This is a genomic window from Micromonospora sp. USAFONa4, from assembly GCF_057197825.1.
In genome coordinates, this window is the sequence record NZ_CM170072.1 from 1,578,530 (window position 1) to 1,601,186 (window position 22,657).

At 75.2% G+C, this 22,657-nt stretch carries 19 protein-coding genes; 8 read left to right on the forward strand and 11 right to left on the reverse strand.

Annotated elements, in window-relative coordinates; all coding sequences use genetic code 11:
* The first annotated feature begins 142 nt into the window (after window positions 1-142).
* From glnA to AC0OO9_RS06395, 3 genes are all read left to right on the forward strand, one after another.
* Window positions 143-1,567, forward strand: a complete 1,425-nt coding sequence (gene glnA, locus AC0OO9_RS06385; protein WP_393164959.1) for a type I glutamate--ammonia ligase — start codon at window positions 143-145, stop codon at window positions 1,565-1,567.
* A gap of 181 nt (window positions 1,568-1,748) precedes the next feature.
* Window positions 1,749-2,108, forward strand: a complete 360-nt coding sequence (locus AC0OO9_RS06390) for a PadR family transcriptional regulator (RefSeq protein WP_132237346.1) — start codon at window positions 1,749-1,751, stop codon at window positions 2,106-2,108.
* A complete protein-coding gene (locus tag AC0OO9_RS06395; RefSeq protein ID WP_484516254.1) occupies window positions 2,105-3,115 on the forward strand; it encodes a hypothetical protein in 1,011 nt (336 codons plus the stop codon). Before AC0OO9_RS06390 ends, AC0OO9_RS06395 begins: the two co-directional genes overlap by 4 nt.
* A 93-nt stretch (window positions 3,116-3,208) precedes the next feature.
* Here AC0OO9_RS06395 and AC0OO9_RS06400 read toward each other — a convergent pair whose 3' ends face one another.
* From AC0OO9_RS06400 to mptB (AC0OO9_RS06410), 3 genes are all read right to left on the reverse strand, one after another.
* Complete coding sequence (locus AC0OO9_RS06400) at window positions 3,209-3,958, reverse strand: phosphotransferase (RefSeq protein WP_484516256.1); 750 nt, start codon at window positions 3,956-3,958, stop codon at window positions 3,209-3,211.
* Window positions 3,959-4,107: 149 nt separating this feature from the next.
* Window positions 4,108-5,670 (reverse strand): polyprenol phosphomannose-dependent alpha 1,6 mannosyltransferase MptB, encoded by a 1,563-nt coding sequence (mptB, locus tag AC0OO9_RS06405; RefSeq protein ID WP_484516258.1) that lies wholly within the window; start codon window positions 5,668-5,670, stop codon window positions 4,108-4,110.
* 14 nt (window positions 5,671-5,684) lie between these two features.
* Window positions 5,685-7,085 carry a polyprenol phosphomannose-dependent alpha 1,6 mannosyltransferase MptB gene (gene mptB / locus AC0OO9_RS06410; protein WP_484516260.1) on the reverse strand — a complete coding sequence of 467 codons (1,401 nt, stop codon included), beginning with the start codon at window positions 7,083-7,085 and terminating at the stop codon, window positions 5,685-5,687.
* A 44-nt stretch (window positions 7,086-7,129) separates the two neighbouring features.
* Between mptB (AC0OO9_RS06410) and AC0OO9_RS06415 the strand changes: the two genes are divergently transcribed.
* Entirely contained in the window at window positions 7,130-8,842 is a 1,713-nt protein-coding gene (locus AC0OO9_RS06415; RefSeq protein ID WP_484516262.1) for a hypothetical protein, read from the forward strand.
* A gap of 140 nt (window positions 8,843-8,982) precedes the next feature.
* The gene (locus AC0OO9_RS06420) at window positions 8,983-9,687 is read left to right on the forward strand and encodes an SAM-dependent methyltransferase (protein WP_484516264.1); all 705 of its coding nucleotides are present in this window, start codon (window positions 8,983-8,985) and stop codon (window positions 9,685-9,687) included.
* Window positions 9,688-9,719: 32 nt separating this feature from the next.
* Here the strand turns inward: AC0OO9_RS06420 and AC0OO9_RS06425 are convergent, their stop codons facing one another.
* The 3 genes from AC0OO9_RS06425 to AC0OO9_RS06435 all read right to left on the reverse strand — a co-directional run bounded on the left by AC0OO9_RS06425 (window position 9,720) and on the right by AC0OO9_RS06435 (window position 14,239).
* Window positions 9,720-12,812, reverse strand: a complete 3,093-nt coding sequence (locus tag AC0OO9_RS06425; RefSeq protein WP_484516266.1) for a bifunctional [glutamine synthetase] adenylyltransferase/[glutamine synthetase]-adenylyl-L-tyrosine phosphorylase — start codon at window positions 12,810-12,812, stop codon at window positions 9,720-9,722.
* Window positions 12,812-13,579 carry a type 1 glutamine amidotransferase gene (locus AC0OO9_RS06430; protein WP_132237334.1) on the reverse strand — a complete coding sequence of 256 codons (768 nt, stop codon included), beginning with the start codon at window positions 13,577-13,579 and terminating at the stop codon, window positions 12,812-12,814. The genes AC0OO9_RS06425 and AC0OO9_RS06430 overlap by 1 nt, the downstream gene beginning before the upstream one ends.
* A gap of 69 nt (window positions 13,580-13,648) precedes the next feature.
* Complete coding sequence (locus AC0OO9_RS06435; RefSeq protein ID WP_484516268.1) at window positions 13,649-14,239, reverse strand: TetR/AcrR family transcriptional regulator; 591 nt, start codon at window positions 14,237-14,239, stop codon at window positions 13,649-13,651.
* Between the two features lie 76 nt (window positions 14,240-14,315).
* Between AC0OO9_RS06435 and AC0OO9_RS06440 the strand changes: the two genes are divergently transcribed.
* On the forward strand, window positions 14,316-14,732 hold the full coding sequence (locus AC0OO9_RS06440; RefSeq protein WP_484516270.1) for a VOC family protein: 417 nt from the start codon (window positions 14,316-14,318) through the stop codon (window positions 14,730-14,732).
* A 100-nt stretch (window positions 14,733-14,832) separates the two neighbouring features.
* Window positions 14,833-15,708, forward strand: a complete 876-nt coding sequence (locus AC0OO9_RS06445; protein ID WP_484517868.1) for a S66 peptidase family protein — start codon at window positions 14,833-14,835, stop codon at window positions 15,706-15,708.
* A 195-nt stretch (window positions 15,709-15,903) separates the two neighbouring features.
* Here the strand turns inward: AC0OO9_RS06445 and AC0OO9_RS06450 are convergent, their stop codons facing one another.
* Window positions 15,904-16,788 carry a Vgb family protein gene (locus tag AC0OO9_RS06450; protein ID WP_484516271.1) on the reverse strand — a complete coding sequence of 295 codons (885 nt, stop codon included), beginning with the start codon at window positions 16,786-16,788 and terminating at the stop codon, window positions 15,904-15,906.
* A 208-nt stretch (window positions 16,789-16,996) separates the two neighbouring features.
* Between AC0OO9_RS06450 and AC0OO9_RS06455 the strand changes: the two genes are divergently transcribed.
* Window positions 16,997-17,473 carry a hypothetical protein gene (locus AC0OO9_RS06455; RefSeq protein WP_484516273.1) on the forward strand — a complete coding sequence of 159 codons (477 nt, stop codon included), beginning with the start codon at window positions 16,997-16,999 and terminating at the stop codon, window positions 17,471-17,473.
* Window positions 17,474-17,531: 58 nt separating this feature from the next.
* Here the strand turns inward: AC0OO9_RS06455 and AC0OO9_RS06460 are convergent, their stop codons facing one another.
* From AC0OO9_RS06460 to AC0OO9_RS06475, 4 genes are all read right to left on the reverse strand, one after another.
* Window positions 17,532-17,909: a VOC family protein gene (locus tag AC0OO9_RS06460; RefSeq protein WP_484516275.1), complete on the reverse strand. Its 378-nt coding sequence runs from the start codon at window positions 17,907-17,909 to the stop codon at window positions 17,532-17,534.
* Between the two features lie 103 nt (window positions 17,910-18,012).
* Window positions 18,013-21,342: an NACHT domain-containing protein gene (locus AC0OO9_RS06465; RefSeq protein WP_484516277.1), complete on the reverse strand. Its 3,330-nt coding sequence runs from the start codon at window positions 21,340-21,342 to the stop codon at window positions 18,013-18,015.
* Between the two features lie 71 nt (window positions 21,343-21,413).
* Window positions 21,414-22,109, reverse strand: a complete 696-nt coding sequence (locus AC0OO9_RS06470) for a helix-turn-helix transcriptional regulator (RefSeq protein WP_484516279.1) — start codon at window positions 22,107-22,109, stop codon at window positions 21,414-21,416.
* Between the two features lie 35 nt (window positions 22,110-22,144).
* The gene (locus AC0OO9_RS06475) at window positions 22,145-22,570 is read right to left on the reverse strand and encodes a DUF350 domain-containing protein (RefSeq protein WP_132237322.1); all 426 of its coding nucleotides are present in this window, start codon (window positions 22,568-22,570) and stop codon (window positions 22,145-22,147) included.
* Window positions 22,571-22,657 lie beyond the last annotated feature (87 nt).

Sequence of the window (22,657 nt, forward strand, 5' to 3'; positions counted from 1 at the left end):
CCCGGTCCGGCCCGCCCGAGCGGCGCGGATGACGCTCCGCGAGGGACGTAACACGGCAGAAACACTCAAGACATGGCCGGGCAACCGCGCGGCCATAGCGTCGCCAAGAGCCTAGCCACCCGTGGACGTGCCAGGAGGACGTGTGTTCGCCAATCCCGAGGAACTCCTGCGATACCTCAAGAACGAGGACGTGAGGTTCGTCGACGTACGGTTCTGTGACCTGCCCGGCGTGATGCAGCACTTCAACCTGCCGGTCGAGTCCGTCGACGATGCCTTCTTCACCGAGGGCCTGGCCTTCGACGGGTCGTCGATCCGCGGTTTCCAGGCGATCCACGAGTCGGACATGCTCCTGCTCCCGGACGTCGCCACCGCCTTCATCGACCCCTTCCGGGCGCAGAAGACCCTCGCGCTCAACTTCTTCATCCACGACCCGTTCACCCGCGAGGCCTACAGCCGCGACCCGCGCAACGTGGCGAAGAAGGCCGAGGCCTACCTGGCCGCCAGCGGCATCGCCGACACCGCGTACTTCGGCGCGGAGGCGGAGTTCTACATCTTCGACTCCATCCGCCACGAGACCTCGGCGCACCAGTCGTTCTACTACATCGACTCGATCGAGGGCGCCTGGAACACCGGCCGCGAGGAGCCGGGCGGCAACCGCGGCTACAAGACCGCGTACAAGGGCGGCTACTTCCCGGTGCCGCCTGTCGACCACCTCGCCGACCTGCGCGACAGCATCGTGCGCCGGCTGGTCGACAGCGGGTTCACCGTGGAGCGCTCGCACCACGAGGTGGGCACCGCCGGCCAGTCCGAGATCAACTACCGGTTCTCGACGCTGCTGCACGCGGCCGACCAGCTCCAGCTCTTCAAGTACATCGTGAAGAACGAGACCTGGGCCAACGGCAAGACCGCGACCTTCATGCCGAAGCCGCTCTTCGGCGACAACGGCTCCGGCATGCACACCCACCAGAGCCTGTGGCTCAACGGCGAGCCGCTGTTCTACGACGAGACCGGCTACGCCGGCCTGTCCGACATGGCCCGCTGGTACATCGGCGGCCTGCTGCACCACGCCCCGTCGCTGCTGGCCTTCACCAACCCGACGGTCAACTCGTACCGCCGGCTGGTGCCGGGCTTCGAGGCGCCGGTCAACCTGGTCTACTCGCAGCGCAACCGCTCCGCCTGCACCCGCATCCCGGTGACCGGCAGCAACCCGAAGGCCAAGCGCGTCGAGTTCCGCGTGCCGGACCCGTCGGCCAACGTCTACCTGGCCTTCTCGGCGATGATGATGGCCGGCCTCGACGGCATCAAGAGCAAGATCGAGCCGCCGGCGCCCATCGACAAGGACCTCTACGACCTGCCGCCGGAGGAGTGGGGCGACGTCAAGCAGGTGCCGGGCTCGCTGTCGGCGGTGCTCGACTCCCTCGAAGCCGACCACGACTACCTGCTCGACGGCGGGGTGTTCACCCCCGACCTGATCTCGACCTGGATCGAGTGGAAGCGCGCCAACGAGGTCGACCCGGTGCGCCTGCGCCCGACCCCGCACGAGTTCGCGATGTACTTCGACTGCTGACGCAGCAGGACACCTCAGGAAGGCCCCGGGTCCCCCGGGGCCTTCCTGCGTCCACATGTCACTGGGGCAGTGCCGAGGAACTGGCGCTGCTCAGGACCCCGGACGCGCGAAGGCCGAGGTCGGAGCAGGTTCAACACGTAACGGGGCCGCTGAATACCTTCGCGTCCGTTATATTGCTGCCGTGGACACTCCGCTGCGCGAACCCACCTTCCTGATCCTCACCGCGCTGGCCGGCGAGCCGATGCACGGCTACGGCCTGATCGGCGAGGTCGCCGCCCTCTCCGACGGGCGCGTGTCGCTGCGGCCCGGCACCCTCTACGGCGCGCTCGACCGGCTGACCGACGCCGGCCTGGTCGAGGTCGACCGCGAGGAGGTGGTGGACGGCCGGCTGCGCCGCTACTACCGCCTCTCCCCGGCCGGCGACGCCACGCTGAGCGCCGAGACCGAGCGCCTGCGCCGCAACGTCGAGGCGGCCACCGCCCGCCTGCGCGCCCGCGCGGCCCGACCGCTCGCCCCGCGTACCGCCGGGGGGTTGGCATGAGCGAGTTGGAGCGGCGCTACCACCGCCTGCTGCGCGCCTACCCGGCCGAGTACCGGCGGGCGCGCGGCGCGGAGATCGTCGGCACGTACCTCGACCTGGCCGGGCCGGGGCGACGCTGGCCCTCGCCTGCGGACGCCGCGGACCTCGTGCGCGGCGGCCTGCGCCAGCGGCTGCGGGCCGCCGGGGCCGCCGACCTGACCCCGGGTGTACGCCTCGCCGCCGTCCTCGCCTTCCTCACCGCGACGGCGCTGGCGGGGGCCTGGTCGGGGCTGGAGCTGCACCCGCCGATGGCGCAGTGGGGCGTGCCGCACGCCGGACCGTTCGTCTCGCTCGGGATCGGGGTGTGGGCGGCCTGGCTGCTCGCCGCAGCCGTGCACGCGGCGGCACCTGGTGTTTGGACCCGCCGCGCGGTGGCCCTGGCCCTGCTGCTCACGGTCGCGGTCGTACCGGTTGCGGCCCTCGCCGGCCTGCCCCGGCCACCGCTGTTCGTGCTGCTGCCACAGGTCGGGCTGGGGCTGGTGGCGCTGGCCCTGCCCGGACGGCTGCCGGCGCTGATCCGGGCGGCGCCCCTGCTCGCGATGGCCGCCGCCGGCCTCACGAGTGTCAACCTGCTGCCCCGCTACGACTCCTACGTCAGCTACCACGGCTGGACGGCGAGCGGGATACTGCCCGGCGCCGCCGTGACGCTGCTCGTCGTGGTGCTGCTGCTCGGCGCGGGGCTGGCCCTGCGGGCCGACCCCCGGGGCGGCTGGGCGCTGCTGGTGCTGCTGACCCCGGTCGGCTTGCTCTTCCTTCAGCCGCTGGCCGGCGCGCTCGACGGCAACATGCGCGGCGCGCCCAACCCCGGCTGGGACGCCCTCGCCGCGACGGCCGTCCTCATCGGCGTCGCCGGCCCCGCGCTGCTGCCGTTGGCGATCGCCCTGCGCAAGCGCCTACGCGGACCCTGGCCGGTCGGCACCGGCGACCGATGCCCGTCCTGCGGGCGTACCACCGAGCGGGTCCCGTAGACCAGGGGCAGCGGCACCCGGGCGGCGAGTGGAACACCACGGCTGTCGACCGAGGGTTTTGACAGCCACAGCGTTCCACCCGCCGGAGGACGGTCAGCGCAGGGCCGCCTCCCATTCCCGCGTGTGGGCGGCGAGGTGGTCGGCGGTGGCCAGCCAGTACGGGCCGTCCTCGGTCCAGATCCGGGCCCACGGCTCGCGCCGCTGCTCCGCGCCCTCGCGCAGCAGGTCGTACATCGCCCGGGCGCGGCGGCCGAGCATTCCGGCCAGGGCCGGGCGGGACGCCTCGTCGAGGCGGTAGCCGTCGGCGAAGGCACGCAGCCGGGCCGCCGACTCGGCCACCGGCCGGTCCGGGCGCAGGCCGGCCATGCTCTGCGCGGCGTACGCGACGTCCCACAGCCGGGAGCCCGGCGCGGCGGCGTCCCAGTCGATGAGCACCCAGCCGCGGTCCGTCCTGATCAGGTTCCAGGGGGCCACGTCGTTGTGGCAGACGAGTTCCTCCCGGTCGGGCGGGATGAGCCGCTGCCACGCCGCGCCGGCCGGCGGGGTGAAGCCGGCCAGCGCCTCGTGCAGCTCGGCCAGCATCCGGCCGATCGCGAACAGGTCCGCCACCGGGTACGTGCCCGATGCCGCGCCGACCTCGCCGGGGACGTACTCCAGCACCTGCCGGCCCTGCGCGTCCCGGCCCAGGGGTCGGGGCGCGCCGGAGAACCCCACCGCGTGCAGGTGTTCCAGCAGGGCGTCGACCGCGTCGGTCCAGGGGCCGGCCGGACGGCGCACGGTGTCGCCGACACGCACCACGCCGGCGGTGGCGTTGCCCGGCAACGTTTCCTCGGTTGCGCTCATCCCACGATCATGGGCTCGCCAGCCACAACGCACGTCACGGACCTCAGCCGGGCGCGCGGCACGGGCGCGACGCCCCGAGAACGCGGCGCGAACCCCGCCGGCCCGAACGCGCGGCACGGCCCCTCAGTCCGAACGCGCGGCACGGCCCCTCAGTCCGGGCGCGCGGCACCGGCCCGGCGGAGTCGGAGCAGGCCCCACGCCGCCAGTCCGGCCGCCAGCGCGGTCATCGCCAGCGCGCCCGGGGCCTTGCTGAACCGGGCCAGGTTGGTGCCGTCGGGCAGGGCGAGGAAGGCCGCCGCCGCGCAGGGCGCCACGAACCAGGTCGTACGCGTCGCGGCGACCGCGAGCAGCGCCAGCGGCCAGGTGGCGTACCAGGGATGGAAGACCGGAGCCAGCGCGACCGTGGCGGCCAGCGCCAGCCCGGCCCCGAGCAACGCGGCCCGGGGGCGGGCGGCGTCCGGGCGGGCCACCCGCTGCCCGACGCCGCTCGCCCCGCGCAGCCCCGACCACGCCCGCCACCACAGCGCCGCCACCAGCACGGCGAGCAGCAGCAGGGCCGCCGCGCGGACGACCGGCACCGCGCCCGGCTCCCGGCCGGCGAGGCCGCCCGCGTAGTCGACGACGAAGCCGACCGCCGTGGGCGGGGACGTCCACTGCTCCGAGTCGCCGCTGCGGGTCAGCCCGCCCACCCAGCCGAGGCCGAGCCCCGAGAGCAGCGAGGCGACGGCCACCGCGCCGAGCACCCCGCCGGCCAGCCAGCCGCCGTCGCGCAGCAGCGCCCGTACGGTGTGCCGGCCGTGCACGGCGGCCAGCGCCGCGAACGGGAGCACCACCACGGCGGTCGCCTTCACGGTCACCGCCAGCCCGAGCAGCGCCCCGGCCAGCAGCAGCGGCCCCGGCCTGCCGGGACGGCGGACCAGCACGAGCAGGCCCAGCGTCAGCAGCCCGAGCATCACCGCGTCGTTGTGCGCGCCGGCGATCAGGTGCACCGCGACCAGCGGGCTGGCCAGCGCCAGCCAGGCCGCCCGGCGGGTGGGCACGTCGGCGGCCCGGGCCAGCCCGACCAGGCAGGCGGCGGTCAGCAGCACCCCGGCGACCGCGAACAGCCGGAACGCCACGATCGCGCCCACCAGGCCGCCGCCGAGGGTCACGGCGAACGCGGCGAGCAGCACGAAGACCGGCCCGTACGGCGCGGGCGTGTCCCGCCAGATCGGGGCGACCGCGTCCACCCAGGGGCAGCCGGCCCCGGCCACGCCGACGGCGTACGGGTCGACGCCGTGCGCGTACGCCCAGCCCTGGCAGGCGTACGAGTAGACGTCCCGGCTGCCCAGCGGCGGCGCGGCCAGCAGCGGCAGCGCCCACAGCCCGGCGGTCCGGTACGCCCACCGCGTCGACGGCGCACCCCGGCGCAGCGCCCACCAGGCGCCGACCAGCAGCCCGGTGCCGACGAGCCACAGCGCGACGGTCCACGGCTCGTCGCCGAGGCCCGGAGCGGGGGTGGCTGCCCGGGGCAGCGCGCCGCCGAGCCAGCCGGCGACGGTCAGCAGCACCGCCCCGGCCAGGCCGACCCAACGGGCGAGCCCGGCGGCACCGGGCGACGGCGGCGCGGGTCCGGGCGACGGAGATCCGGACGACGGCGGGGGCCCGGGTGGCGGACCGGGCGGCCGTGGGGAGCCCGGGCCGGGCGGCGGCGGGGTGCCGGGAGCGGTCACCGGCGTCCCTCTCCTCAGTCCACGGCGACCGGCCGACGGGCCGCCCGGGCCGACCGTACCAAGCGGACCACCACCACGATCACGAACAGCGTCATCAGCGGCGCCCCGACGGTCTTGGTGTACCGGGCCAGCCCCGTGCCGTCGGCGAGCACCAGGAACGACGAGACGATCGCGACGACCGCGAACCACCCGGTGCGCCGGGCCGTGGCCGCGAGCACCGCGAGCGGCCACGGCCAGTACCAGGGGTGGAAGAGCGGGGCGAGCGCGACGGTGGCGGCCAGCGCCAGGCCGGCGTGCCAGATCGGTTCCCGGGTGCGCGCCCGCCACCACAGCCAGAGCAGCACCAGCGCCAGCGCCGCCATGCCGATCCCCCGGGTGGCCGGCAGCGGGTCGCCGTGCCAGCCGAACGGCGCGGCGAGGTAGGCGACGGTCTGCCCCACCGCCGTCGGCGGCGAGGTCCAGGCGATCACCAGGCCGCCCTGTTCGAGCCCGGTCACCCAGCCGAAGCCGAGGCCGGTGGCGAGGGTCGCGCCGACCACGGCGGCGACCGCCCCGCCGACCACCCACCCGCCGTCGCGCACCAGCGCCCTGATCGAGTACGCCCCGACGATCGCGGCCAGCGCGGCGAACGGCACCACGACCAGCGCGGTCACCTTGATCGCGACGGCGAGGCCGAGCAGCACTCCCCCGCCGAGCAGCGGGCCGGGGCGACCCGGCCGGGACACCACCACGGCCAGCCCGGCGACGAGCAGCCCCACCATCAGCGCGTCGTTGTGCGCCCCGGAGACCAGGTGCACCCCGATCAGCGGCGAGCCCAGCGCCAGCCAGACGGCCCGGCCGCCCGGTACGCCGCAGCGGCGGGCCAGCGCCGGCAGGCAGGCCGCCGTCAGCCCCACCCCGACGACGGCGAGCAGCCGGAACAGCACGATGCTGCCGTACAGCGACCCGGTGGCCTTCACCACCGCCCCGGCGAGCAGCACGAACAGCGGCCCGTACGGGGCCGAGGTGTCCCGCCAGATGTAGGAGATGGTGTCCAGCCACGGGCACGGCAGCGCCGAGACGCCCTGCTCGTACGGGTTCAGGCCGGCGGAGAAGCTGGCCCCCTGGCAGGCGTACGCGTAGACGTCCCGGCTGCCCAGCGGCGGCGTGAGAAGCAGCGGCAGCAGCCAGAGCCCGACGGTGACCAGCGCCCAGCGGGTCGACGGCACGCGGTCACGCAGCGTCCACCAGGCGTACGCCATTGCACCGGTGCCGACCGCCCAGGTGGCGATGATCAGCGGGCCGTACGGGCCCTGCCAGATGCTGACCGGGGTGGGGCGCAGGTCGCCGTCGGGGAACGCTCCGCCGAGGAACGCGGCCACGGCGAGCAGCGTCGAGCCGGCGAGGCCGGTCCAGCGCGCGAGGTGGTGAGGCACGCCGGACATGCTGCCAGTACGGTGGTCGCGGTACGGAGGTGGGCATGCGGCGCAGTCGGGTGGTGGCGGTGGCCGCCGTCTCCGCCGTGCTCCTCGCAGTGGCGTACGTCGCCCTCCCGCCGACCGGCTCCGACCTCGCCGCGCAGGTGGCCCGGGCCGACTTCTTCGCCGCGCACGGCCTCGCCCCGGTGGACCTGCGCTGGTACGGCGGCGTGCAGCAGTTCGGCTACAGCCTGCTCTCCCAGCCGGTGATGGCGCTGCTCGGGGTACGGGTCACCGGCGCGCTGGCCCTGGTGGCGGCGGCGACCGCGTTCGCGGCGCTGCTGGTGCGTACCGGGGTGCCCCGCCCGTTGCTCGGCAGCCTCGTCGGGGTGCTCACCATCGCCGGCAACCTGGTCTCGGGCCGGGTGACGTACGGCCTCGGGGTGGCCTTCGGCCTCGGCGCGCTGCTCGCCCTCACCCTCGGTCCGACCGCCTCCACCGGCGGCGCCCGGGGTGGACCGACCGATTCCGGCCCGGGTGGACCGACCGGCGCGGGCCCCGACAGGCGGGGGCGGCTCGTGCGGCTCGGGTTGGCGGCGGCCGGGGCGCTGCTGGCCTCGGCGACGAGCCCGGTCGCGGGTCTCTTCGTCGGCCTGGCCGGGGCGGCGCTCCTGCTGACCCGCCGGTACGCCGACGGCCTGGTGCTCGGCGTCGCCGCCGCGCTGCCGCTCGGGCTGACCGCCCTGCTCTTCGGCGACGGCGGCTGGATGAACATCAGCCGCACCGACACGGTGCGCGCCGTGCTGACCAGCCTGCTCGTGGCCGCGCTCGTGGGCTACCGGCCGGTGCGGGTGGGGGCGCTGCTCTCGGCGGCCGGGGTGCTGGCGGCGGCGCTGGTGCACACCCCGGTGGGGCTGAACGCCACCCGGCTGGCCGTCATGTTCGCCCTGCCCCTGCTGGCCGCCGCCGCCCGCCCACCGGCCCGGCTGACGGCATGGCTGGGCCGGGGCGGCGCGTCACCCGCCGACGGGCCCGGGGCCGCCAGGCGGACCGGCGTAGGACCCGCCGGAGCCGGCGGCACGCGGGCCTGGGGCGTCGCGCTGGCCGGGCTGCTGGCGGCGGTGTGCTGGTGGCAGCCGCCGGTGCCCCCCGCCGACCTGCGCAGCGTCGACGACCCGACCAGCCGGGCGGGCTACTTCGCGCCGCTGCGGGCGTTCCTCGACGGGCAGCGCCTCACCGGCCGGGTGGAGGTCCCGCCGACCCGCAACTACTGGGAGGCGGCGAGGCTGGGCGAGGTGCCCCTGGCCCGGGGCTGGCTGCGGCAGGCCGACATCGACCGCAACCCGCTCTTCTTCACCACCGTGCCGGGGGCCGCGGGCACCGGGGTGCCACTGACCGCCGCGAGCTACCGGGACTGGCTCACCGCCAACGCGGTGCAGTTCGTCGCGGTGCCGGACGCCCCGCTGTCCTGGGTGGGACGGGCCGAGGCCGAGCTGGTCGCGGGCGGGCTGCCCTACCTGACGCCCGTCTGGTCCGGCCCGCACTGGCGGGTCTGGGCGGTGACCGACCCGACCCCGATCGTCGAAGCGCCGGCCGAGCTGGTCGCGCAGGACGGCGCGTCGGTGACGTTCCGGGCTCCGGAAGCCGGCACGGTGCCGGTCCGGGTGCGGCACAGCCGATGGCTGACCGCCTCGGGCGGGGCCACGGTCGCCGCCGCCGGCGACTGGACGGCGGTGACGGTGCCGCGCGCCGGGCAGTACCGGCTCGGCAGCTGACCGGTCGCCCACCTTTTTGCCGACCCGGCAACAATCTTTGCTCCCGGGCTGCCGCCACGTCACGATCGACGGGCAGGGACGACCTCGTCGCAGCCGGCACGCTCGGCGAGGAGGCAGGCAGCGCACCAGGAGGACGAGACGTGCAGCACGACGCGACGACCGGTGGACACCGGCACGACCACACCACGACGGCCACCGGCCACGACGGGCGGCACCCGGACGTGGACGAGGAGACCGCGCGGTTCTGGGAGGAGCACTACGGGCGGCACGAGAGGGTCTGGAGCGGCCGGGCGAACCCGATCCTGGTCGACGTCGCCGGCTCGCTGCCGGCCGGCACCGTGCTGGACCTCGGCTGCGGGGAGGGCGGCGACGCGCTCTGGCTGGCCGCGCGGGGCTGGCGGGTGACCGCCGTCGACGTCTCCGAGACCGCCCTGGCCCGGGCCGCCGAGGAGGCCGCCGCCGCCGGGGTCACGTCCCGCATCGAGTTCCGCCGGCACGACCTCACCCGCACTTTTCCGCCCGGCGCGTACGACCTGGTCTCCGCGCAGTTCCTCCAGTCGCCGCTGGAGCTCCCCCGGGCGGAGCTGCTGCAATCGGCGGCCCGGGCCGTGGCCCCCGGCGGCCGGCTGCTGATCGTCGAGCACGGCGAGGTCCCGCCGTGGGGACGGCACGACCACGCGCACGCGCGCTTCTCCACGCCGCAGGAGACCCTGGCCGCGCTGGACCTCGACCCCGACCGCTGGGACACCGAGCGGCTCGACGCCCCGCGCCGGCAGGCCACCGGCCCGAACGGCGAGCCCGGCGAGCTGGTCGACCACGTGGTGCTTGTGCACCGCCGCCGCTGAGCTCCGCAGCGACGACCGGCCGGGCGGCGGGCTCAGGAGTCGAGCACCCGTTCCATCGCCGCCCGGGAGCGGCGGCAGGTGCGCAGGTACTCGTCGAGGAACTCGCCGGGGTCGTCGCGGCCCAGCAGCCGGACCACGCCGGCCAGTTCGACGCCGTGCCGGGGCAGCTGGTCGCCCTCCCGGCCCCGGACCAGCATCAGCGCGTTGCGGACCTGTGCGGCCAGCGTCCAGCCGGCCGCCATCTCGGTGGCGTCCGTCGGGTCGACCAGGCCCGCGTCCCGGGCCGCCGCGAGGGCGTCGAGCGTACGCGTGCCGCGCAGCGCCGGGATCGCCCCCGCGTGCCGGAGCTGGAGCAGCTGCACGGCCCACTCGACGTCGGCGAGGCCACCCCGCCCCAGCTTGGTGTGGGTGGCCGGGTCGGCGCCCCGGGGCAGCCGCTCGTGCTCCACCCGCGCCTTGATCCGGCGGATCTCCACCACCTGCTCGCGGCTCAGCCCGTCGGCCGGGTAGCGCACCGGGTCGACCATCGCCACGAACTCGGCGCCGAGGTCGGCGTCGCCGCAGACGAACCGGGCCCGCAGCAGCGCCTGCGCCTCCCACACCTTCGACCAGCGGGCGTAGTACTGCGCGTACGCGGCGAGGCTGCGCACCAGCGGGCCCTGCCGGCCCTCGGGGCGCAGGTCGGCGTCGACGCCCAGCGGCGGGTCGGGCGCGGGCATGCCGAGCAGCCGGCGCAGCTCCTCGGCGATCGCGCGGGCGGCGGCACCCGCCGCGCCGTCGCCCGCGCCGGCCGGCGCGTCGTAGACGAAGAGCACGTCGGCGTCGGAGAGGTAGTTCGACTCGTACCCGCCGAGCCGGCCCATGCCGATGACGGCGAAGCGCAGCCCCGGCACGGGCGGTTGAGCCGCGCGGGCGGCCCGCAGGGCGGCGGCCAGGGTGGCGTCGGTGACGTCCGCCAGGGCGGTGCCGACGGCGGTCACGTCGGCCAGGCCCAGCGCCGCGCGCCCGCCGTCGGGCCGGGGCGGCGACGGGGCCAGCGAGCCGGCCCGGCTCAGCAGGTCGGCGCAGGCGATCCGGACCAGTTCCCGGCGGCGCAGCGCGCGGATCGCCCGGGTGGCCTCGACCGGGTCGGAGTGCCGGGCCGCGGCGGCGGCGAAGCCCTCGCAGAGGACCGTGCTGGGCCGGGGCGCCAGCTCGCTCTCCTCGGCCAGCAGCCGCAGCGCCTCCGGCTCGCGGGCCAGCAGGTCGGCGGCGTACCGCGAGGAGGAGAGCACCCGGGCCAGCCGGCGGGCCACCGGCCCGGAGTCGCGCAGCAGGCGCAGGTACCAGGGGGTGCTGCCGAGCTTGTCGGAGACCTGCCGGTAGTTGAGCAGGCCGCGGTCCGGCTCGGGGGCGTCGGCGAACTCGCTGAGCAGCACCGGCAGCAGGGTGCGCTGGATGGCGGCGGTGCGGCTCACCCCGCCGGTGAGGGCCTGGAGGTGACGCAGCGCCCCGGCGGGGTCGGCGAAGCCGAGGATCTCCAGCCGGTGCCGGGCCGCCTCGGGGGTGAGCCGCAGCCCGTCGGCCGGCACCCGGGCCACCGACTCCAGCAGCGGCCGGTAGAGCAGCTTGGCGTGCAGTCGGCGTACCTCGGCGGCGTGGGTGACCCACTCGGCGCGGAACTCCTCGACGGCGCTGCGGCCCGGCGTGGCGGTGTGGCCCAGCGCGGCGGCCAGCCAGCGCAGCGCGGCCGGCTCGGTCGGCACGGTGTGGGTGCGGCGCAGCCCCTGGAGCTGGAGGCGGTGCTCGACGCCGCGCAGGAAGCGGTAGCCGCGCAGCAGCCCCTCGCCGTCGGCCCGGCCGACGTAGCCGCCGGCGACCAGCGCGCGCAGCGCCGGGATGGTGCCGGGCACCCGCAGCGACTCGTCGCCCCGGCCGTGCACGAGTTGCAGCAGCTGCACGGCGAACTCGATGTCGCGCAGCCCGCCCGGACCCCGCTTGATCTCGCGCTCCAGCTCCTTCGGCGGGATGTTGTCGATGATCTTGCGCCGCATGGCGCGGACGTCCTCGACCGCCTCGGGCCGCTCGGCGGCCCGCCACACCAGCGGGGCGAGCTGGTCGATCCACTCCCGGCCCAGCGCCAGGTCGCCGGCCGCCGGCCGCGCCTTGAGCAGCGCCTGGAACTCCCAGGTGCGCGCCCAGCGCCGGTAGTACGCGAGGTGGCTGGCCAGCGTCCGCACCAGCGGCCCGCGGTTGCCCTCCGGGCGTAGGGCCGCGTCGACCGGCCAGGCGACCAGCCCGCAGACGTGGATGAGCCGGGTGGCGATGGTGGTGGCCGCGGCGAGGTCGTCGTCCTCGGCGGCCACGAAGATCACGTCGACGTCGGAGACGTAGTTCAGCTCGTCGCCGCCGCACTTGCCCATCGCGACGACGGCCAGCCGGGGCCGGGGGGTGCCCGCCGGCAGCTCGCCGACCGCGATCTCGTACGCCGCTGCCAGGGTCGCGTCCGCCAGCGCGGAGAGCGCGGCCATGGTCTGCTCCAGGCCCCGGCCGCCGGTCAGGTCGGCCGCCGCGATCCGCAGCAGCGCCAGCCGGTACGCCCTGCGCAGCACCGCCACCGGCTGCCCGTCGCCGGACAGGTCGAGCCGTCCCTCGGCGGTCGGCGCCAGCCCGTCCGGGGCGGTGCGCAGCGCGGGCCACTGGTCCGGGTTGGCGACCAGGTGGTCGCCGAGCGCCGACGAGGCGCCGAGGACGGCGATCAGCCGGCGGCGCAGGCCGGGGTCGTCGGCGAGCCCCGCCAGCAGCGCCTGCTCCGGGGCCTCCCGACGCTCGGCCCCGACAGGCGTCCCGGGATGGGCCTTCCCCCCGGACCGGCCCGTGGCGGGACCGGTGCCGTTCGCGGCCATCCGGCGCTCGGCCTCGACGATGCGGTGCAGCTGGCGCAGCGCCAGGTCCGGGTCGGCGGCCCGGGAGAGCGCGGCGAGCAGCTCCGCCGCGCTGCCGTCGGTGGGCTCCTGCACGTCCGGCCGCCACAGCCCCAGCCCGTCCGGGCCGAGCAGGTCGGCGGCGCGGGTGGCGCCGGCACCGCCGTCGGTGCCGAAGCCGTAGCGGGCGAGCCGTCCCGCGGCCCTGGCCGGCCGGCTCATCACTGCCCGAGCAGGGGCAGGCTGCGGCGGGGCGTGGCGTCCTCCAGCTCACCGAGGGCCAGCGCGGCGAACCGGGCGGCGAACGGCTGCCAGACCTCCTCGACGTCGACCATCACGTCGTGGCAGGCCGCCACCACCAGGTCGGGGTCGTAGCCCAGCTCGGCCAGCAGCCTCGAGTCGGCGGCCCAGTCGGCGATCATGGCGGTGTCGCACTCGATGTGGAACTGCAACCCCCAGGCCCGGTCGCCGAGGCGGAACGCCTGGTGGGGGTAGCGGGTGGAGGCCGCCAGCAGGGTGGCGCCGCGGGGCAGCTCGGTGATCTCGTCGGCGTGCCACTGGAACACGTCGGGGATCAGCGGAACGTAACGGAACAGCGGGTCGGTGTCGGCGGCGTCCCGCTTGCCGACCACGCAGGGGCCGACCTCCGGGCCGCTCGGGCTGCGTACGACCTCGCCCGCGTGCGAGGTGGCCAGCAACTGCGCGCCGAGGCAGATGCCGAGGGTCGGCACCCGGTGCCGGACGGCCTTGCGCAGCAGCCCCTCCAGCGCCGGCAGCCAGGGCGCGGCGGGCGACCCGTCCGGCAGCGGGTACGGCGCCATCGCGCCGCCGAGCACGACCAGCGCCGAGTATCCCTCCAGGTCGGCGGGGATCTCGTCACCGGCGTGGGCGCGGACCACCCACAGGTCGAGGCCGGCCTCGGTCAGCCACTCGCCCAGCCGGCGGACGTCGTCGGTCGGGTCGTTCTCGATCACCAGCGCGGTAGCCACGACGTCGAGGCTAGCCGGTGGCCCGGACGGACCCCGGAACGCCTCCACCGGCGCGGCGGACGATCGGACTCAGGGGGCGCGCAGCGCGTCGAGCATCCGGGCCAGGGCGGTACGGGTGTCGGCCAGGGCGGTCGGGTCGGCCGCCCCGGCGATCCAGAGCGCCGCCTCGTTCATCGCACCCGAGAGCAGATGGGTCAGGGGCGCCACCGGCTGCGGCGCGATCAGCCCCTCCTCGATCAGCAGGGTCAACGCGTCGGCCAGGTGCCGGCCCGACGCCGCCTCGTCCAGCGCACGCCACTCGTTCCAGCCGAGCACCGCCGGGCCGTCGATCAACATGATCTGCTGGATCTCGGGATCGGTGCTCGCGGTGAGGAACGCCTGGCAGCCCGCCGTGAACCGGGCCCACGGCTCCTCCTCGGCGTCGGCGGTCGTGGCGACCCGGTGTGCCACCTCCCGCTGCACCTCCGCCAGCACCGCCCGGAACAGCTCGGCCTTGCCGGCGAAGTGGTGGTAGAGCGCGCCCTTGGTGACCCCGGCCACCCGCACGATCTCCGCCAGGCCGACCGCCGCGTAGCCCCGGGTGGCGAACAGCTGCCGACTCTCGGCCACCAGGGCCCGCCGGGTCTGTTCCCGCTGCTGCGCCCGGACACCCTCGGTCATCGCGCCCCCTCGTTGACATACCGACGGTATGTGAAATACGGTCCTCGACATACCGATGGTATGCGAAGGGGCCGAGATGAACCTGACCAGCTTCTACCCCGTCGTCTGCACCGCGCGGCTGCGCGAGTCACACGACTTCTACCGACGGTTCTTCGGCTTCGAGACGACCTTCGAGGCCGACTGGTACGTGAGCCTGCGCCGACCGGGACCGCCCGCGTACGAACTGGCGCTGCTCGACCACCAGCACCGGACGCTGCCCGAGGCGTACCGGGCACCCGCGCGAGGACTCCTGCTCAACCTGGAGGTGACCGACGTCGACGCCGAATGGGAGCGGCTCGTCGTCCGGGGCGGACTGCACGCCGAACTGCCGCTGCGCGACGAGGACTTCGGGCAGCGGCACTTCATCGTCGCCGCACCCGACCGCGTCCTGATCGACGTGATCACGCCCATCCCCCCGTCGGGGGTGTACGCCGAGCAGTACCTCGACGGTTGAGCCGCCCGCGGGACTAGGCTCTGCCGCTGTGTCAGACCCCGCCCGCACGAGTCCCGCCACCGCCGTACGACCGCCGGCGCTGCGTCCCGGCGACACGGTGATGCTGGTGTCGCCGTCCGGGCCGACCCGACCGGAACGGGTGGCCCGGGGTGTCGAGCTGCTCACCGGCTGGGGACTGCGGCCGGTGCTGGCCCCGAACGCGTACGCCCGGCAGGGCTACCTCGCCGGCGCGGACGACCTGCGCGCCGCCGACCTGAACGCGGCGTTCGCCGATCCCGAGGTGCGCGGGGTGATCTGCACCCGGGGCGGCTACGGCGCCCAGCGGATCGTCGACGCGATCGACATGGCCGCCGTACGCCGCGACCCGAAGGTGGTCGCCGGGTTCTCCGACATCACGGCGTTGCAGTTCGCGCTCTGGCGGGGCGCCCGGCTGGCCGGCGTGCACGGCCCGGGGGCGGCCTGGCTGGACGAGCGCACGCCGCTGCGCTCGGCCGAGTCGCTGCACGCCGCCCTGATGACCACCGAGCCGGTCGCGGTCAGCGCCGTCGCCGAGGAGGAGACCTTCGCGGTACGCGTACCCGGCCGGGCCACCGGCCCGCTGCTGGGCGGCAACCTCTGCCTGGTCGTGGCGTCGCTGGGCACCCCGGACATGCCGGACCTGACCGGCGCGGTCCTGCTCGTCGAGGACGTCCAGGAGCCGCCCTACAAGGTGGACCGGATGCTCACCCAGCTCCGCCGCGCCGGGGTCCTGGACGGGCTGGCCGGGATCGCGGTGGGCCAGTTCACCGACTGCGCGGACGGCTGGTCGGTCGGCGTCGCCGACGTGCTCTCCGAGCGCCTCGGCGACCTCGGCGTCCCCGTCCTCGGCGGCCTGCCGATCGGCCACGGCCCCGGCCAGCTCACCGTCCCCGTGGGCACCGAGGCCACCCTCGACACGGAAACCGGCACCCTGACGGTCACCCCCGCAGTCCGCTGACCCCACCCCACCCCGCGCCCGGCCCCCACCCCACCCCGCGCCCGGCCCCCGCCGCGCCCGCGCCCGGCTCCCGCCCGGCCCGCGCCACGCCCGGCGCGTTGATCATGAAGTTGATTGCGGCAATACGGGCGTCTGGCGGCAATAACTTCATGATCAACGCGCCGGGGTGGGTGGGACCTGGGGGGGTGGGTGGGGTCAGGGGGTCAGGTGGGCCAGGGCGCCGGTTTCCAGGGCGGCCCAGACCGTGGCGTCCGGGGCGACCGTGAGGCCGTGGGGTTCGGAGGCCGGGGTCGGAAGGTCGTACGTGTCGATCGCGCCGCCCGGGGCGACATGGCCGATGCGGTTGCCGCCCCACTCGGTGTACCAGCAGCCGCCGGCCGGGTCGGCGACGATCGCGTGCGGCCGGGCCGACCGGTCCGGCAGCGGGTACTCGGTGATCCGCCCGTCCGGGGTGATCCGGCCGAGCTGACCGGCGCCGATCTCGACGAACCAGAGCGCCCCGTCGACGCCGGCGGTGATGCCGACCGGCGCGGCCCCCTCGGTCGGCAACGCGTGCAGGGTCACAACGCCGTCCATGCCGATCCGGCCCACCGCGTTCGCCTGGTTGAGCGTGAACCAGACGGCCTCGTCCGGCCCGGCGGCGACCATCGAGGCGAAGCCGCCGCTCACCGGCAGCGGGAACTGCGTCTGCTCCCCGTCTACGGTGACCCGGCCGATCGCGTCGGCGCTCATGGCCGCGTACCAGAGGGCGCCGTCGGGACCGGCGGCAATGCCGCAGGGGCCGGTCCCGGCCGCAAGCGCGACGGCGCTCAGCTCGCCGCCGGTGGTGATCCGGCCGATCCGGTCGTCGCCGGAGCGGGTGAACCAGAGGGCGCCGTCGGGGCCCGGCGTGATGATCAACGGTCGGCTGTCGGGCGACACCGACCAGGTGCGCAGCTCACCGCCCGCACCCATCCGGGCGATGCCGCCGGCATGGGCCAGCGTCAGCCAGAGCGCGCCGTCGGGGCCGACCGTGATGCCGTACGGGCCGCCGCCCGCCCCGCCCAGCGGGACTTCCCTGATCTTCGCGGACGTCGTCACGAGGGTCACCTTCCGTCACCTGCTCCGCCCCTGCGGGGCCCTGCCGACCGCACACCCTCGCCGCCCCCGCGCGCCGATGCAACCCGTTTGTCCGATCGGCCGGCCCGGATTGCCAGCTCGCTGACAGGGTCGCCACGGCATCCCCTCAGCCCTGCCGGTCACTGTCGGTGCGGTCATCGCACCACCCATCGACGAGCTGGAGGACGACATGTCCCGCACCACGAGGAAGAAGCACCTGCTGGCCGGGCTGGCCGCGGCCGGCGTACTCGGCGTGGGCCTCGCCGCCCCGACGGTCGCGTTCGCCGCGGACGGCGACACCCCGGCGCCGGGCGCCAGCACCAGCGCCGCCGAGGACGGCGACCGCCAGCAGCAGCGGGCCGACCGGCAGGCGGAGTTCGCCGAGAAGCTGGCCGCGGAGCTGGGCGTCGACACCGACAAGGTGACGGCCGCGCTGGAGAAGCTGCGCGGGGAGCACAAGCCCGCCGACCGGCCCGGGAAGGGCGACCGGCCCGGGAAGGGCGACCCCGCCGACCGGCAGGCCGCGATGAAGGAGCGCCTGGCGCAGGCCGTCGAGGACGGCAAGCTGACCCAGGAGCAGGCCGACGCCGTCACCGCCGCCGCCGAGGCCGGCGTCCTGCCCGGCCCGGGCGGCCGGGGCGGGCACGGCGGACCGGCTGGCAAGTGACGTACGCCGTCCGTCCCGGCGATCCGGCCGGGGCGGACGGCGACCCGGCCGGTCTTGCTCAGGCCCCCGGTGGCGGGGCGTAGACGCCGAAGTGGTTGCCGACCGGGTCGGCCAGGTGGGCGAAGGTGAGCCCGTTGTCGTTGGACCTCGGCGGCACCAGCACCTTGCCGCCCGTCGCCTCCGCCCGCCGGGCGGCGTCGGCCACGTCGGCCACCTGCACGTAGAAGATGGCGTAGTTCGGGCTCGCCCCGCCGGTGTCCCGGATCGCGCCCTGGATGGAACCCGCTGGCCCCGCCTCCGTCACCCGGTACGACGCCTCCGGCGTCCCCTGCTCGCCGAACGCCCAACCGAACAGGTCGGTGTAGAAGCGCCCGGTCTCCTCCGGCCGGTCCGTGCCGACCTCGAACCAGTTGACCCCGCTGGTGATCGTGGCCATGTGTCGCCTCCCGTTCGCGCGCCGGCCGTTCGGCCGGCGCCGTCAGGAGTCAGCCTCCGCCCCGTCCGCGACACCGTCCTGTCGGTGTTTGCGACCAGTACCGCTACTCGGACGGGTCGGTGAGCGGAATCAACCGGTCGACCAGGTCGGGGCGACGCGATCCGTGGCGGGCGCGGAAACTCGCCGCTTCGGCCACCGATACCGGGTACCGCCGCACGCCCGCCTCGTACGTGCGGACGGCCAACTCCGCGGTGTCGGTGTCGAGCCAGTGGAGCGGACTGCCGCCAGCGGCGGCGTACCACTGTGCGCCGGCGATCAGGCGGTCGGCCTGTTCAGCCAGCCTGACGTCGGTCTCCCGGTCGCGGCCGAGGAAGGCAAGAACGCAGCGGGCGGCCGACGCCAGCAGGGAGCCGACGATCGTCGCGTCCCGTTGGACACGACACAGCACATCGGCGACGAACGCGGCGGACAGCCCGGGATCGGTCGAGATCCGATCCAGCACGAACTCCGCCACCGGCAGCTGCGGTGTCTCGTCCGGCTCCTGCACGATGGCCAGCAGGCGTTGGTAGGCCCGCTCCCGCTCCCGAGCACCCGCACCGAGGATCGGGAGAAGCGACACGTCGAGCAGGAGCCGGGCTTCCGACCGGTTGCCGTCGGGGAAGGTCCAGCGGCCGTCGAGCGCGTCGAGCGAATGCCCCAGCGGTCCCAGCGCGTGCAGCGCCGCGTCGAGATTCGGGTCGCACTCGAAGTGCGCGGTCCGAGCGAGCAGCGCAAAGTTCGTTTCGGTCGTCAGGTAGTAGCTCGCCGCGTCCTCCTCCGAATGGCTGTCGTCCCTGGAGCCGGTGACGAACCAACCGGGGTCGCCCGCCGGCGGCGGCGACTCGTCCCGACCTTCTCCGATGCAGAGGAGCAGATCCCGTCGCGTTCCCATCCACGCCCGCTCGATCCGCACCGCGCCCAACAGGCCGGCGTACTCGCTGTCGCTGAGCTGGGAACGCCAGAAGAGAGCCAGTCGGTTCCACCCGGACACGACGTCGCCGCTGTCCAAGGGGAGTTCGCTTCCCCGCAGTTGCCCGCTCGCGGCGAGCAGCAGCACGAGCAGGTTCACGCCGTACACGGCGTGGCGCTTCGGAACCGACAACTGCCGAGGCTCATACGACTCGAAGTGGCGAGCCGGTCGCCGGCCAGGCGCCGCCCGGAACAGGCGCAGCAGCATGTCGACCACGGCGTCCCGCCGGCTTCCGCCCCACGACGTCAGGATCTCGGTGAGGAAGGTGACGATCGGGGTGCGTCCGGTCAGTGTCGCGAAGGACAGCAGGGCGTGGAGCGGGTCGTCGTCCGTCGGCGTGGCCCCCAGCAGGGCGCTCGCCTCCCGGGCCACCAGGTCGTCCAGCACCAGCGCGGTCGTCCGGGCGATCAGGAACTCACCGAAGGTGGCGTGCAGGAACTCGTAGGTGCTGGCCCGGGTCTGGTCCCGCATCGCCTGTGAGCGGTGCACGAAGAAGAAGCGGCCCAGGACGATCTCGGCAGGTCGCAGCGGGGTACGCAGGTGTCCGTCGGTCGTGACAGCCGCCGGACGGCTGCCCAGGAACGGCAGCGCGGCGAGATCCGACTCGAAGTCGTTCTCGGTGACCCACTGGACGCCCCGGTTGAACATGCCGAACGCCACGATCGACAACCTGCGCAGCTCGTCCTCCGTCGCCCGGTCCAGGTCCCGCTCGGACAGGCCCGGCCGGTGCTTCATGACCTCGCGGCGGGCGAAGCTGCGCAACAGGCGCTCGTAGAGCTCGCCCCGGCGCAGCTCGCCAGCCGATCGCAGGTCGTTGCCCTCGGCGTCGTAGAGCGCCAGCATCAGCAGCAACAGCGGCTGTTCGGCCAGCTCACGGTGGGCCAGCACCGTCGCCGGCTCCAGCGGCTGCACGCCGAGCGCGCGGAACGCCCCGTCGTTGACCCGGTTCCAGGTGGCGGTCCAGGCCCGTACCCGCTCGCCGTCGAACGGTTCCAGCCGTACGGCCACCGTGCCGGGCGGCGGCTGCGCCCGGTCGGCGACGCTGGTACGGCTGGTCACCAGCACCGCCACCGGACGCCCCTGGTCGGCCTCGCGCCGTTGGAAGGCCGCCACCCGGCGCAGGTAGTCGGTCTGGCTGACTCCGGTGGCCTGGAGCAGCTCGTCGAAGCCGTCGAGCAGCACGACCGGCAGGGCGTCGCCGGCCGACCTGGACAGGCCGGGCCAGTCCACCCTCTCTCCGGTGTCGTTACGGACCGCCTGCTCGATCTGGTCCTGGAGCTCCCCGGCGGCGTGGACGTCTCGCAGCACCACTCGCACCACCATGAAGTCGGCAGCCGGCAGCTGCGCGGCGAGGACCCGGGTCAGCACGGACTTGCCGGAGCCCGGTTGGCCGAGCACCAGCAGCGGGGCGCGGGTGGCGTTCGGCGAGGTGAGGTGCACGACCAGGGACTGCCACAGGTCGTCACGCAACGGCCGCCCGTCCCACCACGCCTCGTCGCTCGGTCGCGCGTGGGCGGGCAACTCCTCGATCCGGCACAGCGGCGGCACGTACGCCTCGCCGAGCGTCGGCACCGTCAGCCCGGCCGGCACCTCCCCGGACGAGATGATCGGCCGTCCCAACTCCGCGGTGTGCGCCGCGGCGAGCGCCGCCCGACGGCCGTCGGGCGGGCCTCCCGCGGAGAGGGCGACCAGGGCCTGCCGCATCTCGTCCAGCCCCACCGAGAGGGCACGCACCTGCGTCCGGGTCGCCTCGTGCTCGTGCAGGCCGATCCAGAACGACACCTCGACGTAGTCCACCGCGAGCTGGGTCAGCAGGTCGCGGTGCCGGTCGGCGGCGGTCATGGGCAGCCGGAGCAGCACCTTCTCCGTCGCCTGTCGCCGCCATTCGTCGACGGCCTCCCACACGGCCAGGCCGTGTAGGAGGTGTTGCAGCCGGCCGACGAGCCCGCCGTAGTAGGCGACCAGGGCCTGGCGGAACGCGGGATAGGGCAGTTGCGGACCGGGCAGCGGCGCCGCGGTGGCGAAGAACGCGTCGGTGAGGGCCGCCTCGTGCACCGCTCCTGAGCCGGCCAACGACAACTGCTCGGCCTTGCTGATCCGGGCGCTCGCCACGTCGAAGGGCAGGTCGATCTCGCTCAGCACCTCGAAGAAGGCGGTCACCGCGATGACGGCGTGCGCCGCCTCCAGGCGCTGCGTGCGGTCGTACCGGGACAGCCCGGAGCGCTTCTCGGACATGCCGCGTACCAGCTCGTGGCCGAGCCGGACGAACTCCGCCTTCGCGTCGAAGATCCCCAGCAGCGCCGGCACCGGCACCGAGGCGGCCAGCAGGGCTCCTCCGGTCAGCTTGTCGAACCAGTCGACGACCCTGCTCTTCTCCCCGCCGAGCAGGCGAACGGCGTCGGCGTAGCTGAGCGCGTCGGGCACGTGGTGACCTCCTGCGGGGAACATGCGGAAGAGACAGCATGCCGTGCACGGGAGGGCCGCGCTGTCCCGGCTCAGACCAGGCTGAGCCGGCGGATCCGCTCCTGGGGGATGTCGATGTCGTCGGCGGAGAGCTCGCGCTCCGGCACCCGCTCGGCGAGGGTCGTGACCGAGGTGATCCGGTCGACGCGGAAGGCGCGGATGCCGGCCCGCAGCCGGCACCAGCCGAGCAGGTACCAGTGTCGGGGATTGCCGAGGTAGCCCAGCGGCTCCACGTCACGCAGCGAGCCGGCACCGGCGCGGTCGGCGTAGCGCAGGCGCAGCACGCGTCGCGCGCGCACCGCGTCGGCGACGGCGGCCGGGACGGGCGTCACCGGGCCGTCGCCGATCAGGTGCACCCGGGCGGCGAGCCGGTGCGCCTCGGCGGCGTCGGCGGCCGGCATCACGGAGATCAGCTTGCGCAGGGCGGTGCCGGCCGCGGCGGCGAACGGCGTGCCGCGCATCCGGTGCAACGCCACCGCCATGGCGACCGCCTCGACGGGGGTGAGGTTGACCGGCGGCAGGGTGCGGGCCCGGTCGAGCGCGTAGCCGCCGGTGCGGCCCGGCTCGGCCCAGATCGGCACGCCCGACTCCTGGAGGGCGCCGATGTCGCGCTCGATGGTGCGGGTGCTCACCTCGAAGCGGGCGGCGAGCCAGCGGGCGCTGCGCGGCCGTGGCGACACGGCGCGCAGCTCCTCGACCAGGGCGTAGAGACGGTCCGTCCGGTTCACCCCCGCAACCTACGACGGGGGTGTGACGGGACAGGTCAGGCGATGCAGGCGCAGACGATCAGCGCGGCGCCGAAGTGCGTGGCGGCACTGACCCGCGCCGCCGGGTGCGGCTCGTCCGAGCAGATGATCTCGCCGAGCTTGCCGGGGGTGAGCAGGTCCAGCACGAAGAACGCCAGCGCCATGATGACCAGCCCGACCAGGCCGAAGACGAGGGTCGAGGCGAGCCCCTTGGCGAAGTCGCTGTAGCTGGTCAGGATCGCGGTGAACACGATCCCGGCGATGCCGAGCTGGTTGGCGGCGAGCAGCAGCGCGGCGTTGCCGTTGCGCCGTACCCAGATCAGCTCCCGCAGCCTGCCGGGGGTGAGCATGTCGACCAGCCCGAACCCGGCCGCCATCAGGGCCACCCCGACGACCCCGAACACGACGCTCTGCCAGGCTCCGCTGAGCAGGTCTTCCAGCACCGACTGCCTCCCGAACTCTGCGCCCGGCGGGGGTGCCGGCGCGGTGACCGAGACGATAGCGGCACCGCGCCAGCAGCGGGAGCCCCG

What these genes read in the sequence shown, in the direction of transcription:
- AC0OO9_RS06395 (WP_484516254.1), top strand. Translation starts at nt 2,105, where the DNA reads ATGAGCGAGTTGGAGCGGCGCTACCACCGCCTGCTGCGCGCCTACCCG.
- AC0OO9_RS06400 (WP_484516256.1), bottom strand. Translation starts at nt 3,958, where the DNA reads ATGAGCGCAACCGAGGAAACGTTGCCGGGCAACGCCACCGCCGGCGTG.
- AC0OO9_RS06415 (WP_484516262.1), top strand. Translation starts at nt 7,130, where the DNA reads ATGCGGCGCAGTCGGGTGGTGGCGGTGGCCGCCGTCTCCGCCGTGCTC.
- AC0OO9_RS06425 (WP_484516266.1), bottom strand. Translation starts at nt 12,812, where the DNA reads ATGAGCCGGCCGGCCAGGGCCGCGGGACGGCTCGCCCGCTACGGCTTC.
- AC0OO9_RS06435 (WP_484516268.1), bottom strand. Translation starts at nt 14,239, where the DNA reads ATGACCGAGGGTGTCCGGGCGCAGCAGCGGGAACAGACCCGGCGGGCC.
- AC0OO9_RS06440 (WP_484516270.1), top strand. Translation starts at nt 14,316, where the DNA reads ATGAACCTGACCAGCTTCTACCCCGTCGTCTGCACCGCGCGGCTGCGC.
- AC0OO9_RS06445 (WP_484517868.1), top strand. Translation starts at nt 14,833, where the DNA reads ATGCTGGTGTCGCCGTCCGGGCCGACCCGACCGGAACGGGTGGCCCGG.
- AC0OO9_RS06455 (WP_484516273.1), top strand. Translation starts at nt 16,997, where the DNA reads ATGTCCCGCACCACGAGGAAGAAGCACCTGCTGGCCGGGCTGGCCGCG.
- AC0OO9_RS06460 (WP_484516275.1), bottom strand. Translation starts at nt 17,909, where the DNA reads ATGGCCACGATCACCAGCGGGGTCAACTGGTTCGAGGTCGGCACGGAC.